Source organism: Streptomyces sp. NBC_00209, assembly GCF_045206345.1.
GTDB lineage: Bacteria > Actinomycetota > Actinomycetes > Streptomycetales > Streptomycetaceae > Streptomyces.
On sequence record NZ_CP108121.1, the window covers coordinates 1,249,224 to 1,263,934 of the forward strand.

At 70.6% G+C, this 14,711-nt stretch carries 15 protein-coding genes; 1 reads left to right on the top strand and 14 read right to left on the bottom strand.

Going from position 1 to position 14,711, the window contains the following annotated elements; genetic code table 11:
- Positions 1–16: 16 nt before the first annotated feature.
- From OG867_RS05470 to OG867_RS05535, 14 genes are all read right to left on the bottom strand, one after another.
- Positions 17–376 carry a nucleotide pyrophosphohydrolase gene (locus OG867_RS05470; RefSeq protein WP_406283246.1) on the bottom strand — a complete coding sequence of 120 codons (360 nt, stop codon included), beginning with the start codon at positions 374–376 and terminating at the stop codon, positions 17–19.
- A 7-nt stretch (positions 377–383) separates the two neighbouring features.
- The gene (locus OG867_RS05475; protein WP_073966243.1) at positions 384–782 is read right to left on the bottom strand and encodes a cell division protein SepF; all 399 of its coding nucleotides are present in this window, start codon (positions 780–782) and stop codon (positions 384–386) included.
- 104 nt (positions 783–886) lie between these two features.
- Positions 887–2,161, bottom strand: coding sequence for a cytochrome P450 (locus OG867_RS05480; RefSeq protein ID WP_406283248.1), 1,275 nt, complete (start codon positions 2,159–2,161; stop codon positions 887–889).
- On the bottom strand, positions 2,158–2,772 hold the full coding sequence (locus OG867_RS05485) for an ATP/GTP-binding protein (RefSeq protein ID WP_328902913.1): 615 nt from the start codon (positions 2,770–2,772) through the stop codon (positions 2,158–2,160). The genes OG867_RS05480 and OG867_RS05485 overlap by 4 nt, the downstream gene beginning before the upstream one ends.
- Complete coding sequence (locus OG867_RS05490) at positions 2,750–3,103, bottom strand: DUF742 domain-containing protein (RefSeq protein WP_018105822.1); 354 nt, start codon at positions 3,101–3,103, stop codon at positions 2,750–2,752. Before OG867_RS05490 ends, OG867_RS05485 begins: the two co-directional genes overlap by 23 nt.
- Positions 3,100–3,525, bottom strand: coding sequence for a roadblock/LC7 domain-containing protein (locus OG867_RS05495; RefSeq protein WP_406283251.1), 426 nt, complete (start codon positions 3,523–3,525; stop codon positions 3,100–3,102). Before OG867_RS05495 ends, OG867_RS05490 begins: the two co-directional genes overlap by 4 nt.
- Positions 3,522–4,874, bottom strand: a complete 1,353-nt coding sequence (locus OG867_RS05500) for an ATP-binding protein (RefSeq protein ID WP_406283253.1) — start codon at positions 4,872–4,874, stop codon at positions 3,522–3,524. The genes OG867_RS05495 and OG867_RS05500 overlap by 4 nt, the downstream gene beginning before the upstream one ends.
- 62 nt (positions 4,875–4,936) lie before the next feature.
- Complete coding sequence (locus tag OG867_RS05505) at positions 4,937–5,935, bottom strand: MBL fold metallo-hydrolase (RefSeq protein ID WP_406283255.1); 999 nt, start codon at positions 5,933–5,935, stop codon at positions 4,937–4,939.
- Positions 5,936–6,209: 274 nt separating this feature from the next.
- Positions 6,210–7,367 (bottom strand): ricin-type beta-trefoil lectin domain protein, encoded by a 1,158-nt coding sequence (locus OG867_RS05510; RefSeq protein WP_406283257.1) that lies wholly within the window; start codon positions 7,365–7,367, stop codon positions 6,210–6,212.
- Between the two features lie 156 nt (positions 7,368–7,523).
- A complete protein-coding gene (locus tag OG867_RS05515; RefSeq protein ID WP_406283259.1) occupies positions 7,524–8,699 on the bottom strand; it encodes a Gfo/Idh/MocA family protein in 1,176 nt (391 codons plus the stop codon).
- Between the two features lie 39 nt (positions 8,700–8,738).
- Positions 8,739–10,379 carry a hypothetical protein gene (locus OG867_RS05520; RefSeq protein ID WP_406283261.1) on the bottom strand — a complete coding sequence of 547 codons (1,641 nt, stop codon included), beginning with the start codon at positions 10,377–10,379 and terminating at the stop codon, positions 8,739–8,741.
- Between the two features lie 51 nt (positions 10,380–10,430).
- Complete coding sequence (locus OG867_RS05525; protein WP_406283263.1) at positions 10,431–11,387, bottom strand: carbohydrate ABC transporter permease; 957 nt, start codon at positions 11,385–11,387, stop codon at positions 10,431–10,433.
- Positions 11,384–12,394 carry an ABC transporter permease gene (locus OG867_RS05530; protein ID WP_406283265.1) on the bottom strand — a complete coding sequence of 337 codons (1,011 nt, stop codon included), beginning with the start codon at positions 12,392–12,394 and terminating at the stop codon, positions 11,384–11,386. The genes OG867_RS05525 and OG867_RS05530 overlap by 4 nt, the downstream gene beginning before the upstream one ends.
- Before the next feature lie 432 nt (positions 12,395–12,826).
- Positions 12,827–13,627, bottom strand: a complete 801-nt coding sequence (locus OG867_RS05535) for a DeoR/GlpR family DNA-binding transcription regulator (protein WP_328902905.1) — start codon at positions 13,625–13,627, stop codon at positions 12,827–12,829.
- Between the two features lie 185 nt (positions 13,628–13,812).
- On the opposite strand from OG867_RS05535, the gene OG867_RS05540 reads away from it, so the two are divergent.
- Positions 13,813–14,697, top strand: a complete 885-nt coding sequence (locus OG867_RS05540) for an SIS domain-containing protein (protein WP_406283267.1) — start codon at positions 13,813–13,815, stop codon at positions 14,695–14,697.
- Positions 14,698–14,711: the final 14 nt, after the last annotated feature.

Here is a 14,711-nt window from a genome sequence, read left to right on the forward strand (position 1 = left end):
AATGTGAACAAGTCGATCACTCCGAAGAGTGACGATCTTGGTCGCCCGTTGATCCCGGGACCGGAAAGCGCGTCTCATTCCGTTCGATCTTGGCCGCGAGTGCCGAGAGGACATCGATCCCCAGCGCCTCGCAGAACTGGAGGAGATACGCGAGCACGTCCGCGACCTCGTCCGCCACGCGGGGCGCCCGCTCCGGGTCCTCCATGACCCGCGCCGACTGCTCGGGCGTCAGCCACTGGAAGATTTCCAGGAGTTCGGCGGCCTCCACGCTCAGCGCCGAGGCCAGGTTCTTCGGGGTGTGGTACTGCCCCCAGTCGCGCGCGTCCGCGAACGCGGCCAGCCGCCGCTGGAGGGTCCGTACGTCGAGTCCGGTCACCGCCCGCCTACGCCCCCGGCACCCCGGCCGCCGTGACGCCCTCGACCTCCATGCCGGCGGGCGACAGCAGGAAGACGTTGCGGTCCACCCGGTGCATGCCGCTGCCGAGCCCGAAGACGACACCGCTGGCGAAGTCCAGGATGCGCTTGGCCACGTCGGCCTCCGCGCTGGTCAGGTCGAGCAGCACCGGCACCTGGGCGACCAGGTATTCCGCGACCTCGCGGGCGTCGGCGAACACCTGGACCCGCAGCACCACCATGCGGCGCTGCTCGGCGGGCTCCGGCTCGTCCTGGACGGTGCGGTGGTCCACCCGGGAGGGCCACTCGTTGCGGCTGCGCAGCGGTACGACCTGGGCCAGCCCCTCCCACTGCTCGTCCGTGACGTCGTACCTGTCGTACCTGCTCACCGGACCACCCCGTCGGCACATCGGTCGGCGTCGTGCCGGTCGCGCTCACTGTTCATCGGGCGATTGTCCCCTCCCTCACCCGTTCGGCCTACGAGCGACACGGCTCACAGACCGATTGCCGCCGCCGGAATCACGTCCGAGGGCTCCGCGACCGTGAGGGCGCCGCTCGGCGCGGCGGTGGTGTCCAGCGGGGTGAAGCGGATCGGGAGGTGGGCCAGCGCGCGGTGGAACGGGCCGGGGCGCCACAGCAGTTCGTCCGGTGCCACGGCGAGCCGCGCGTCGCACAGGAGGCTGGTGAGCTGTTCGATGGCGGTCATCGCGATGAGCAGGGCCGGCTGCTTGGCGGGGCAGCGGTGGGGCCCGGCCGACCAGGCGAGGTGCGCGCTGGCCCCGGACCGGAATCCGTCGTCGGTGACGGGCGGCGGGGACTGGGAGTTGGCGGCGGCGAAGGAGACCAGGACGAGCTGTCCGGCGCGCAGCCGGACGCCGTGGAACTCGGTGTCGTGGCGCGGGTAGTGGGCCGCCAGGTTGGCGATCGGCGGGTCGCGCCACAGCACCTCGTTGATCGCCTCGTGGGCGGTCATCGCGCCGCCGTGCAGGGAGCCCGCGTAGCGTTCGTCGGTGAGCATGCGGAGCGTGGCATTGCCGATCAGGTTGGTCATCGGGTCGTTGCCCGCGCTCATCACCAGGGTGATCTGACGTACCGTCTCGTCGTTGTCGAGCCCCGCCGGGTGGGCGAGGAAGTACGAGGTCAGGTCGCGGCGCGGCCGGGCGCGCCGGTCGGCGACGAGACGGGTGACGACGTCCACCAGGTCGGCGTACGCGGCGGCGGCGTCGGCGGCCGAGTTCATCATCCCGGCGACCCCGTCCACGATGCGTTCCCCGTCCTTGGGGTCGGCGCCGAACCAGGTGACGAAGATGTGCATGGGGAGGCGGCGGGCGTACTGGGCGATGAGGTCGCCGCTGCCGGTGGCGGCGAACCGGCCGATGAGCTGCCGGGCGACGCGGGCGACCTCGGCGCGCAGGACGTGCGGTTCGATCAGCGCGAGGCTGTCGTTGATGGCTTCGCGGTAGCGGGCGTGCACCGCGCCGTCGCTGAACAGGGCGGTGGGGCGGTGGCCGAGCACGGGCAGCACGGGCGAGTCCGGCGGCATGGTCGCCTGCCAGGCGCGGGGGTCCTTGCTGAAGGTGTGGGTGTCGCGGAGCAGGTCGATGGCGGCCTGGTAGTCCGTGACGAGCAGCGCCTCGACGTCGGGGGCGATCCGCACCGGTGCGAGCGGGCCGTGCTCGCGCAGAGCGCGGTAGTGGCCCTGCGGGTCGGCCGCGAAGGCCGGGCCGAACAGCGCGAGGGGCTGCGGCGGCGGTGCGTACGTGGTCATGAGGCGTCCTCGGGCTGCGGCATGCGGGTCAGCACGTGTTCGGCGAGTGCGATCAGGGCGTCGACGCTGCCGCGCCGCTCACGCGCGTCGCACTGGACGAGCGGGGTGGTGTCGTCCAGGTCGAGGTGCTTGCGCAGGACCTCGTCGCTGTGTGCGGGGGCGTCGGGGAAACGGTTCACCGCGACGGCGTACGGCAGTCCCTGCTCCTCGACCATGTCCATCACCGCGAAGGAGTCGGCGAGCCGCCGGGTGTCCACGAGGACGAGCGCGCCGAGGGCGCCGCGCGCGATGTCCTCCCACAGCGGCAGGAACCGCTCCTGGCCGGGGGTGCCGAACATGTAGAGCACGAGGTCGTCGGGGACGGTGAGGCGGCCGAAGTCGATGGCGACCGTGGTGGTGGTCTTGTCGGGGAGCCCGGCGGTGGAGTCGACGCGGGTGCTGGACTGGGTCATCGCCTCCTCGGTGTGGAGCGTGGCGATCTCCGAGAGGGTGCGGATCAGGGTGGTCTTGCCCACGCCGAAGGGACCCGTGACGACGAGTTTCATCAGGGTCCGGGCGGCGGCCGGCAGATAGCCGACGCCGGTCCGGTCAGGGGAGGGAGCGGAGTCCATCGAGCAGCCTCTCGACAAGCGACCTGTCGATCTGCCCGGCACTGGGTATCGGCGGTCGGGTGAGCAGTAGTCCGGTGGCCGCGAGGTCCGTGGCCAGGAAGACGGTGGCGCTGACCGGCAGGTCCAGGTGGGCCGCGCACTCGACGACGGTGAGGGCACCCGGTTCCAGCAGGTCGCAGAGTCTGCGGGCCTGGGTTCCGGCGTCGTCGGGCACGGGCGCGTCGGTGCGTACGAGGACGGCGAGCCGGTCGAGGGCGGGGCCGGCGGGGCGGGACCGGCCGCCGGTGACCAGATAGGCGGGGATCAGACGGCGTGCTGGGCCGGGGGTCATGGCCGGGCGGCGGTGTCCGATTGGCGGGCGGGTGCGTGCATCGCCCGGGTGAGCGCGGTGACCTGGACCTGCATCTGGTAGGCGATGTCGCCGAGTTTGGCGCCGGGTTCGGCGAACAGGGCGAGGGTGGTGTTGCGGCCGGCCGGGACGACGATGGCGAAGCCCAGGTCCGACTCCACCACGGTCTGGGCCAGTTGCGGGGCCTCGGTGTCGGTGAAGGCGGTCGTGAAGGCGCGGGCGGCGGCGTGCAGCGTGGCCGTCATCGCGGCGACCCGTTCGCCGGACGCCCGGTCGAGGCCGGGGGACGCGCCTTCGACCAGGCCGTCGCCGGTGGCGACCACGGCGTGCTGGACTCCGGGCAGCTCAAGCAGCGGGGTCAGCACCCATGCGAGGTCGCCTGAGTTGGGACTGGGGGCGCTCACTTCTCGTCGTCTCCTTGGTCGTCCTGGTGGTCGGGGGCGCCGGTGTCCGGTGCGGGGGGCCGCCCGGTGACGCTCCTGCCGTTGAGGGTGCCCTGCTGGAGGGCCGCCCAGGAAGCCCCTGCCACCTCCGGAGTACGGACCGGCTGGGCGGCGTCCGGCTCGGCGGCCCGGGCGGCGCTGGTCGCGGCGGGTGTGCGGCGCGGCGCCCGCCGGCGCCGGCTGGGCAGTCCGGTGGGCTCGGCGGCGTCCGGTGCGGGGGTGTCCGTTCCGGCCGGGGCGGGCTGGGCGGGGGCGGCGGCCGGCACGGGGGCGGGGGCGAGGGCGGAGAGGTTCCGGTCCTCGTCCAGCACGGTGAGCAGGTGGGCCGGGACGCGCAGGATCGTCCGCATGCCGCCGAACGGGGACGCCTCGATGTGGCACTCGAAGCCGTACTGCACGACGAGCCGGCCGACGACCGCGAAGCCGGTCTGCGGCGGGTCGCCGAGCTCGGTGAGCAGGACCTCGGCGGGTCCGGCGAGCAGGGCGCGGGCCCGTTCGAGGGCGTCCTCGTCCATGCCGATGCCGGCGTCGTCCACGACGAGGAACGCCCCCCGGCCGCCGCTCTGCTGGACGGTGACCTGGACGTCGGTGTCGGGGTGGGAGTACGCGGTGGCGTTGGCGAGGAGCTCGGCCAGGGCGATGGCGAGGGGTTCGGCGGCGCGGGCGGCGAGCGCGAGGCGTTCGTCGCGCAGGTGGTTGGAGACCTTGATCCGCTCGTAGCCGGCGACGCGGGACTGGGCGCCGAGGACGATCTCGACCAGCGGCGAGTTCTGGCGGGCGAGGCCGGGCCAGGCGTCGCACAGGACGGCGGTGGACTGGGTGCGGCGCAGCGCGAGTTCGTTGCGGAAGTCGAGCTGGAGGATGCGCGGGTCGTCGTACTCGTGCTGGAGCTCGTGCAGTAGCTGCTGGGACTGGTTCAGGAGCGACTGGATCTTGGCGGAGGTGCCGCGCATCGCGGCGCGGGCCGCCGCGTCGACGCGTCCGCGCTCTTCGAGGACGGCGGTCCGCGCGGCCTGGACGGCCTCGGTGAGCAGGAGGGCGGCGCCGCCGTCGACCTCGGCCGCCTCGCGCAGTCCGGGGACGGTGGCGCTGGGGTGGGAGAGGGCGAGGGCGGCGGAGGGTATCCGTCTGCGCGCGAGCTGCCGGATCTCGTCCAGGAGGGCGGCGGTGCGGGCCTCGGCGGCCTTGGCCTGGCGTTCGGCGAGTTCGGCGCGGGTGACGGCCTGCTGTTCCAGGAGGCCGGTCCGGTAGGCGCGTGTGAAGCCCGCCACCGCGGCGGCGACGGCGATCAGTGTGACGATCCATGCCATGCCGTTACCGCGTTTCTCTCGTCGGGTCGGTCCGCCGGTGCGCGCGGGGCGGGACCGCGCGGTCAGCCCGCGCTGCCTGCCGGCTCACTGACCTGCTCCACCTCGTGTGCGACCGTGGCGACGTCGGTCATGACCTGGACGACGCTGCGCCGCTCCGAGCCGTCGAGCTGCCGGTATTCGCTGCCGATGGTGACCACCAGCCGCTCGGGCAGGCCGAGTCCGGGGTAGCGGCCCTCGGCGATGACCCGGCGGGCCGCGTCGATGGAGGGGACGCCCGCGGCGTGCAGGGTGTGGGCGCGCTCCTGGATGTACGCGAGGTACGTGATGTGCTCGCGGACGCCGTTCCGGTCGAGGACGGGTCCGTGGCCGGGGACGATCGTTTCGGCACCGGTGGCCAGCACCTGTTCGCAGGCGCCGATGATGTTGCTGAGCGGGCCCTCCCAGTGGATCGGGTGGTCGCCGGGCTGCGCGTCGGACGACGAGAAGATGATGTCGCCGCTGAACACGGTGGACTGGGCGGGCAGGTGGACCATCAGGTCGCCGGTGGTGTGCGCGGGTGCGAGCGAGGTGATCTGCACCGGGTAGTCGCCGAGGCTCAGTTCGAGCTCGCCCGTGAAGTAGGTGGTCGGCCGGACGGGTTCGGTCTGCGACCAGTCGAACGGGCCGAAGTGGCGGCCGAGGTAGGACCCGAGCGGGGTGGCCGGGTCGCCGCCGGTGACGAGCGCGTGCTGCTGCTGCGGCGAGGGCTCGTAGTGGATGTGCTCCCGGGCCTCGCGGGTCACGATGATCTCGGCGTCCGGGAGCACGCCCGCGCCCCAGAAGTGGTCGCCGTTGGCGTGCGTGACGATCACCCGGTCGATGGTGACGCCGTCGGGCAGCCGCTTGGTGGACTCGGCGAGGAACTGGCCGGCGAGCACCGGGTCGTACGGCGTGTCGATCCACAGCGCGCCACGGGGCGAGACGAGCAGGCCGCAGTTGGCCAGCCCCCAGCCACGCTTCGGCGGGAGCCAGGCGTACAGGCCCCTGCCAAGGTCAACGACATCCCCACCCGTGATCGACATGGACGCGATTATGCCGACCGGTTTCCGGTCGCGCGTTCGAACCCGGCCAGATGGGCACGTGATTGGCTTGAAATAGACCTTGCGCGGCCGCGCGGACGGCGGGGCGGTGACCGTACGAGACCACTTCGGACCGGCTTCGTCACTATTACGGGATACGGCACCGTCAAACCGGAAGGGGCCGATTACCCATTGAGCATGGCCGAAAACAGACGCCGAAAGGTCCCCGGCGCACCACATGGCGCGGTGCGCCGGGGACCCGGGACCCAAGGAGCGCCTAGGAGGTGGCGGGCACGCTCCACCGCTGGTCGGCGGAGCCCGCCTCGCAGTCCTGGAGCCTGAGTTCCTTGCCCTTGCCGTAGGCGGACAGGCACTGGCCGGACGCCTTGTTGACGAGGGTGTATGCCGAGTCGTCGTACGTCCACTGCCGTGCGGCGTCGGTGACCGCCCCGCCCGCGCCCGTACCGGCGCAGTCCTTCACCCCTACGAGCGCGCCCTCGGTGCTCAGGCAGTAGTCCGACGGCAGCCGCAGCGAGCCGTCGGCGGCCCGGACCCAGGACTGGTTCTTGGCGTTCTTGCAGGCGCGCAGGCCCGCGACCGCGCCGTCCTTCACCCCGTCCTCGGACGTGAGGCACCGGCCGCCGGGCCCTTCCACCGCGCCCCGCACCGAGTTGCCGACGCCCAGGTTCTGGACGGTGGCACGCTTCGCGGTGTCCGTGCGGGTCATCGGCGCGCAGGCGTTGCCGTTGTTCGTCGTGGACGCGACGGCGCCGGTGACCTTACCGCCGTTACCGGTCGGTACGCCGAAGCGGGCGTCGCTGAACGGCTGGTCGTAGCAGGTGGCTCGGGAGTCGTTCCACTCGAAGTACTCGGTCCAGTCGACCATCCCGGTCGGCGAGATGACCGTGGCCGGAGTCTTGATGCTGCCGAGCCTGTACGCGGTACTCGTGGCGGTGTCCGTGACGGTGGCGCCGAACCAGCCGTCGCCCTCCGCCGCGATCCGGAAGGTGTAGCGGTGGCCGGCGGTCCAGTCGAGGTGCAGCCGGCAGCTCATGCCCTCGCCCTCACCGCCGAAGCCCTGGCACCAGCTTCCGGCGGAGCCGGGCTTCGCCTCGGAGACGTCCCAGACGGAGAAGAGGAGCGTGCGCTTCGAGCCGCCGTTGGACTGCATCCCGACGTAGGCGCCGTTGCCCTTGTCGAAGCCGAACTGGTGGCTCCAGAACACGTTGGCCCGGTACCCGGGGTCGTGCAGGACGGTGGTGGACCAGGTGACCTCGGTCAGCTTCGGCTCCCCGGCGAAGGAGTAGCGCGTATAGGTGCCCGGAGTGGTCCCGATGTCGTCCGCGGCGTGCGCGGGCGCGGCCGTGCCAACCAGGGCGAGGGCGGCCGCCGCCGCTGTGGTGGCGAGCGTGTGGAACAAGTGGCGCAGGGTCACGCGTGTACCTGCCTCTGATGGAGAGTGGGGATCGTTGCTCGTGCGTGCACGGCGGGCCCGCCCGGCAGGGGTGCCGGGCAGGCCCGTCGTGCATGTGGTGCGGTGAAACCCGCCGGAACCGGGCCGTGGCCCGTCCGGTTTTTCCCGGTCAGATCCTCAGGAACGGACCTGGCCGCGCTCGAAGTACGCGACCAGCTCCGGGTCGAGCGGCGGCACCTCGTGGGGTGCGCCGCCCTCGCGCAGGGAGCGGGTCGCGAGGACACCGGCGGCGACGCTCATCCGGGCGGCGACCGGGGAGGTGTCGGTGAGTCCCCCTTCGCGGGCGAACCGGACGAACTCCTGCATGATCCGGCTGTCGCCGCCGCCGTGGGAGCCCTTGGCCTCGGGCACCCGGTAGGTGATGTCGGCTTCGGCGCGGTAGCCGCTGGGGCCGGTGTTCCAGACCTTGACCTCGTCACCGGGGCCGTCGCCGAAGTTCTCCAGTCGGCCCTCGGTGCCGATGACCGTGTAGTTGCGCCAGTAGTCGGGGGTGAAGTGGCACTGCTGGTAGGCGGCCACGACGCCGTTGTCCAGTTGCATGTTCATCACCGAGACGTCCTCGACGTCCACGATGTGGTGCAGGTCCTTGCGAGCGGTCGGCGGCCAGTCGAACTCGCGCAGCCAGTTCTCGGGGCGCGGGGTGTCCGGCTCGCGGCGCGGCAGGTCGCCGTAGACGAGCAGGTCGCCGAGGGCGTTGACGCGCTGGGTGTAGCCGCCGGCCAGCCAGTGCAGCACGTCGATGTCGTGGGCGGCCTTCTGGAGGAGCAGGCCGGTGGTGCGGGTGCGGTCGGCGTGCCAGTCCTTGAAGTAGTAGTCGCCGCCGTAGCCCACGAAGTGGCGCACCCAGACGGTCTTGGGCTCGCCGATGTCGCCGCGCGCGATGATGTCGCGCATCAGCCGGACGACGCCCATGTGGCGCATGTTGTGGCCGACGTAGAGCCGGGTGCCGGTCTCGTACGCGGCGCGCAGGATGTTGTCGCAGCTCTCGACGGTGATGCCGAGCGGCTTCTCCACGAAGACCGCCTTGCCGGCCCGCAGGGCGTCGATGGCGATGACCTCGTGGGTGTCGTCCGGGGTCGCGACGATGATCGCGTCCAGGTCGTCCCGGCCGAGGAGCAGCTTGTAGTCCTCGACCGCGATCTCGGCGCCGAAGCGCTCGGCCTCGCGGCTGCGCACCTCCGGGTCGAGGTCGCAGACGGCGGTGATCGCCGAGCCCTTGCCGGGGTGGTGGGCCGACATCGCGATGGACCGGCGCAGGCCGAGCCCGATGACGCCGATTCGCAGGTCTGACACGGAGGTCCCTTCGGTTGGTGCGGGTCGTGCGGGCGGAGACTACTTACCGGCGAGCGATGCCTCGAACTCGGCGCGCATCTTGTCGCCGCCGCCGGAGCGCCACTTGCGCAGCTCGTCCTTGAACGCGGAGATCGGCTTGCGGCCGGCGACGATGTCCAGCTGGACGTCGCTCATGGCGGTGGTGAGCGACGGGCTCTTGCTGGTGGACGTGTCCGAGAAGTGGCCGCTCGTCGGGTTGGTCTGGGCGATCTTGAGCAGATCCTCCTGCCAGCCGTGGATCTTGCCGGCGAGTTCGCCCCGGCCCGGCAGGTAGATGTACTCGGGGCCGGCGGCGAGGAAGGCCAGCGGCATCGCGGTGGTGACGGCCTCGGAGTTGCCCTTGGCGGTGAGCTTGACGTCTCCGCCGGAGGTGCGCTGCCAGTGCTTGCCCTCGATGCCGTTGTCGAGGAAGAGGCGCTCCTCGGTACCGAAGGGGGCGGCCAGGTAGTCCAGGACGCGCAGCAGCATCTTGACGCGCTTGTCGTCGGCCTTCTTGTTGATGGCGGTGTAGCCGACGGAGCCGTAGCCCATGTTGTAGTGCGGCGTGGCGCCTTCCTTGGCCGCGAACGGCACGATGACGCCGAACGGGAAGTCGTACGTCTTGGCGTCGACCAGGAAGCTGGGGAAGGACTGCACGTAGGCGCCGAGGGAGCCCTGGGCCATCTTCTCCATGGTGGTGCTGAGGTTGGGGTCCGGCCAGAAGAGCTTGGCCTGGGCGCACTTGACCGCGAAGGCCAGGGCCTCCTGGTACTCCTCCGTCTCGTACTGGTGCGTCAGCTTGCCGCCCTCCAGACGCCAGGCGCTGGGGGCGCCGAACCACTGGGCGAACTGGGCGATGTGGTTCACGTACGCCGGTTCCAGGACGTACTTGTTGCGCTTGACGTCCAGCAGTTCCTTGCCCTTGGCGAGGAAGTCCTCGGCGCTGGTGAACTCGGCGCCGCCGACCGGCTTCCAGAAGTCCTGGTTGACGACGTAGACCTGGCCCATGGAGCCGTAGGCGACGGTGACGCCGCGGATCTTGCCGTTGACGACGGCGGTCTTCCAGGCGGTGGTCGGCAGGTTGGCCAGGTTCGGATACGCCTTGACCGCGTCGCCCGAGAGGTACGGGGTGAGGTCGTGGAACTTGGCGTCCAGGAGCTCGGGCACGCGCTGGATGCCCTGGTTCGGCGGGAACCACACCAGGTCGGGTATGTCGCCGCCGGCCATCATCGCGTTGAACTTCTGGAGGTACGCGTCCACGCCCTGGTCCACGACGATCGTCATGTCGAACTGCGCACCGAGCCGCTTGTTCAGCTCCTGCCAGTAGCCGTTCTTGGCCTGCGGCGGGGCGGGGGTGGTGAACGTCTCGGTGAGGGCGGTGATGCGGCTGCCGTCACCGGGGGTCTTCGCGACGGACTTGGTGAGCTTCTTGGGGTAGCGCAGGTAGGTCGCGTCGAGGCCCGCCGCGTTGCCCGCGAGGTCGGCGGGGGCGGTCTGGGCCGCCACGTACGTCGGAAGCCTCAGCTTGGCCGACGCCTTGGCGCCGCCCTTGCTGACCGTGGCGCCGCTGCCGCAGGCGCTCAGGGTCGTCAGACCCGCGACGGTGAGGCCGGCGATTCCCGCGGCGCCCATGAAACCGCGTCGGGACAGGTGGGTGGACATGGGGCTCCTTGAAGTGAGTGGCGTACGGGGCGGTGGTGCGGGGCGGGCGGGTCAGCCCTTGATCGCCCCGGTGAGGACGCCCTTGACGAAGAACTTCTGCAGGAAGGGGTAGACGCAGAAGATGGGCACGATCGCGATGATCAGTACGGCCATCTGGAGCGAGGTCGCGGGCGGGATCGAGTGGACGCCCATCGCGGAGGCGTTGATGCTCTGCCCGTTGAGGACGTAGCTCCGCAGGATCACCTGGATGGGGAACTTGCCGGAGTCGTTGAGGTACAGCACCGCGTTGAAGAAGCTGTTCCAGTAGCCGACGGCGTAGAAGAGGCCGACCACGGCGAGGACCGCCTTCGACAGCGGGAGGACGATCCGGAAGAGGACCGTGACCTCACCGGCGCCGTCGATGCGCGCCGCGTCGTACAGCTCCTCCGGAATGCTCTGGAAGAACGAGCGCACCACGACGATGTTGAAGGCGTTCAGCAGGACCGGGAGGATCAGTGAGGCGTACGTATCCAGCATGTGGAACTGCTGGACGGCGAGGTACGTCGGGATGATGCCGGGCGCGAACAGGAACGTGCCGAGCACGAGCAGCAGGATCGGCTTGGCGAGGACCGTGCCCGGCCGCGAGGTGCCGTACGCGATCATCACCGTGCACGCCAGGCTGAGCGCGGTGCCGATCAGTGTGATGAAGATGGACACCAGCGCGGCCCGGGTGACGATGCCCCCGGACAGGATGACGCGGTACGCCTCCAGCGTCGGGTGGTGCGGGATCAGCACGTAGCCGCCGTTGGCGTTCAGCTCCTCGCGGCCCGCGAGGCTGGTGCCGATGGCCAGGACGAACGGGTAGAGCACGATCACGGTCAGCACGATGAGGGCGAGGCCCTTGGCGCCCTGCCCGTACCAGTGCGGGCGCTCCATCCACGGCGGGCGGCCGTTGGACTTGCGGGGGCGGGGGCGGGGGCGGGCCCCGGACCGGGCGGCGCGCAGCCGGGTCGCGACGGACTCACTCATCGGTACACTCCCTGCTCGCCGAAGCGGTGGGCCAGCTTGTTGGCGGCGAGGATGAGGGCGAATCCGATGACGCCCTTCATCAGTCCGGCGGCGGTGCTCATGCCCCAGTCGCCGTCCACGACGCCGTGGAAGTAGACGTAGGTGTCCATGACCTCGGCGGCGTCCGGGCCGACGGCGTCGCGCTGGAGCAGGATCTGCTCGAAGCCGACGGAGAGGATGTCGCCGAGCCGCAGGATGAGCAGCATCAGGATGACCGGCCGGATGCCGGGCAGCGTGATGTGCCAGATCCGGCGCATCCAGCCGGCGCCGTCCATGGCGGCGGACTCGTACTGGCCCATGTCGATCGAGGCGATGGACGCCAGGAAGATGATCGTGCCCCAGCCGCAGTCCTTCCAGATGGCCTGCGCGGTGATGAGGAACTTGAAGGTGCCGGGGTCGGTCATCACGTTGCCGATGCTGACCCCGTGCTCCATGAGGAGCGTGGTGACCGATCCGGCGCCGCCGAGCACCTGCTTGAACATCGCGACGACGACGACCCAGGACAGGAAGTGCGGCAGGTAGACGACGGTCTGGATGAACCGCTTGATCTTCTCGCTGATGAGCGAGTTGAGCAGCAGGGCCAGGGCGATCGGCGCCGGGAAGTACAGGAGGAGCTGGATCGCCGTGATCTGGAGGGTGTTGGACACCGCGCTCCAGAAGTCGGGCTCGGCCAGCAGCGCGGTGAAGTTCGCCATCCCGACGAACGGACTCTCCTTGAAGCCCAGGAACGGCTGGTAGTCCTGGAAGGCGATGACGTTGCCCGCGAGCGGCAGATAGAAGAAGAGGGCGAAGTACAGCACTCCGGGGAGACAGAAGAGCAGAAGCGCCTTGTCCCGCTTGAGTCGCTGCCGGAGCGGCTGCCGTATTCGGTTCTTCTTGCCCTTCCTCCCTGCGGGGCGTTCCGCGTCTTCCGGTTCGCGGGGCTGCGGCACGGGCGGCCGCGCAGCTGTGACCGGCGTGTTTGCCATCGTCACAGGCACCTCCAGGGCTGATGGAGCGAGAGAACGTCCCGCATACGTGAAGGGCGGCACGCACTTCGGGGAAGCGCGGCCGCTGCCTCTTCGCGGCGACAGGCACATAGTTCACGACTGTGCGGCCATATGGCAAGAGTTGTTCATTTCACAGAGGTAACGAACATCTATGGGCAGGCAAAAGTCGCCTCATATGACACAACGAGGCGTCACGAATCCGGCAAACGCCACATAAGCGGCGCTTGACACTTGCAAAATCGGACCGGAATGCACTGTCCCTCCGTCAAAACCAGCCACCGGGTGCGTGGTTGTGCTTGAACGTGCACACTTCACGCACGGTCCGGCGCTCTGAACCGGTTTGGCTGCGCGCGAAAAAGCGGGCCGCCGCGCACTGTGCGCGCGGCGGCCCGCTGTGGGTACGGCGAGGGGTCAGACGGCGATGACCGTGACACCGGCCTCGGTGAAGCGGGCGGACGCCTCGGGGGCGATCCCCCGGTCGGTGACCAGGAAGTCGACCAGCGAGAGGTCGCAGACCCGGGCGAAGGCCCGCTTGCCGATCTTCGAGGAGTCGGCGGCGACCACCACGCGCTGCGCCTGCTGGGCGAGCAGCCGGTTGATGCTGGCCTCGCCCTCGTGGTGCACGTACGCGCCGCGTACGGTGTCGATGGCGCTGACGCCGAGCACGGCCACGTCGAGCGTTATCTCGCCGAGCACCCCACTGGCCAGCGGGCCGGTCAGCTCGTACGACTGGGGCCTGGCGACCCCGCCGGTGACGACCATCTTGATCTGCGGCCGGATCACCAGCTCGTTGGCGATGTTGAGGGCGTTGGTCACCACCGTCAGCGTCGGCTGCCCCGCGGCACCGCCGGCGGCGTCGCCCACCAGGTCCGCGCGGACGGCGAGCGAGCGAGCGACCTCGGTGATGGTGGTGCCGCCGGTGAGGCCGACGACCTCGCCGACCGCGACGAGTTCGGCGACGGCACGGCCGATGGCCTGCTTCTCCGGGGCGTTGCGCCCCGTTTTATACCGGAGTGCCAGCTCGTAGCTGACGCCGTGGGCGATCGCGCCGCCCCTGGTGCGGGTGAGCAGTTGCTGCTCGGCGAGCTGGTCCAGGTCCCGCCGGATGGTCGCGGCCGAGACATCCAGCGTCTTCGCGGCGTCCTCGACGTCCACCCGGCCGTGCTTACCTACGAGTTCCAGCAGTGCGTTCCACCGGGCATCCCTGGACAAGACGGTTCTCCTCACAGGTCCGGGCTGCGGGCGCCCATCCCCTTGGGCGCGATCACCGGACAGGCGCAAGCGTCGCACAAGGCTCCGGCGAGTCAAGCCCTGTGCATGCAGAATGCTTGATAATGCTCGCTCATCGCGGGTAACGTGCGTAAACGAGCATCCCATCACCAGTACGGAGTGCAAAAGTGTCATTTGTCGAGATCGAGATCGCCAGTCAGCCGGAGTGCTGGCGCCGCGCAGCGGAGCTGGCACCGAGTCACGCCGCCGCGCTGCCCGCGCCGGGCGAGCGCGTCGCCGTCGTCGGCTGCGGCACCTCGTTCTACATGGCTCAGGCATACGCCTCGCTCCGTGAGGAGTCCGGGCAGGGCGAGACCGATGCCTTCGCCGCGTCCGAGTTCCCCACCCGCCGCCGCTACGACCGGGTCGTCGCGCTCACCCGCTCCGGCACCACGACCGAGGTCCTCGAACTCCTCGGCCGGCTGAGCGGCACCACGCCCACGGTGGCCATCACCGCCGACCCCGAGACCCCGGTGATGACGGCCGCCGACGCGGTCGTCGTCCTGGACTTCGCGGACGAACAGTCCGTCGTCCAGACCCGGTTCGCCACCACGCTGCTCACGCTGCTGCGCGCGCACCTCGGCCTGCACACCGACGCCGTGGTCCGGGACGCGGAGCGGGCGCTCGCCGAGCCGCTGCCGGAGGGCCTGGTGGACTGCACGCAGTTCACGTTCCTCGGGAGCGGCTGGACGGCCGGCCTCGCCAACGAGGCGGCGCTCAAGATGAAGGAGGCGTCGCTCTCCTGGACCGAGTCGTACGCCGCGATGGAGTACCGCCACGGCCCGATCTCCATCGCCACCGACACCACCGCCACCTGGATGTTCGGCGCCGCGCCCGAGGGCCTGCGCGAACAGCTCCTGGAGACCGGCGCCCGCTGGGTGGAGAGCGACCTGGACCCGCTGGCCGACCTGGTCCGCGTCCAGCGCCTGGCCGTGGCCCGCGCCACCGCGCGCGGCCTCGACCCGGACGCCCCCCGCCACCTGACCCGCTCGGTGGTCCTGGCGGACGCCTGATCGGGGGCGTTGCC

What these genes read in the sequence shown, in the direction of transcription:
- OG867_RS05520 (WP_406283261.1), bottom strand. Translation starts at nt 10,379, where the DNA reads ATGTCCACCCACCTGTCCCGACGCGGTTTCATGGGCGCCGCGGGAATC.
- OG867_RS05500 (WP_406283253.1), bottom strand. Translation starts at nt 4,874, where the DNA reads ATGGCATGGATCGTCACACTGATCGCCGTCGCCGCCGCGGTGGCGGGC.
- OG867_RS05490 (WP_018105822.1), bottom strand. Translation starts at nt 3,103, where the DNA reads ATGACCCCCGGCCCAGCACGCCGTCTGATCCCCGCCTATCTGGTCACC.
- OG867_RS05485 (WP_328902913.1), bottom strand. Translation starts at nt 2,772, where the DNA reads ATGGACTCCGCTCCCTCCCCTGACCGGACCGGCGTCGGCTATCTGCCG.
- OG867_RS05480 (WP_406283248.1), bottom strand. Translation starts at nt 2,161, where the DNA reads ATGACCACGTACGCACCGCCGCCGCAGCCCCTCGCGCTGTTCGGCCCG.
- OG867_RS05525 (WP_406283263.1), bottom strand. Translation starts at nt 11,387, where the DNA reads ATGAGTGAGTCCGTCGCGACCCGGCTGCGCGCCGCCCGGTCCGGGGCC.
- OG867_RS05530 (WP_406283265.1), bottom strand. Translation starts at nt 12,394, where the DNA reads ATGGCAAACACGCCGGTCACAGCTGCGCGGCCGCCCGTGCCGCAGCCC.
- OG867_RS05505 (WP_406283255.1), bottom strand. Translation starts at nt 5,935, where the DNA reads ATGTCGATCACGGGTGGGGATGTCGTTGACCTTGGCAGGGGCCTGTAC.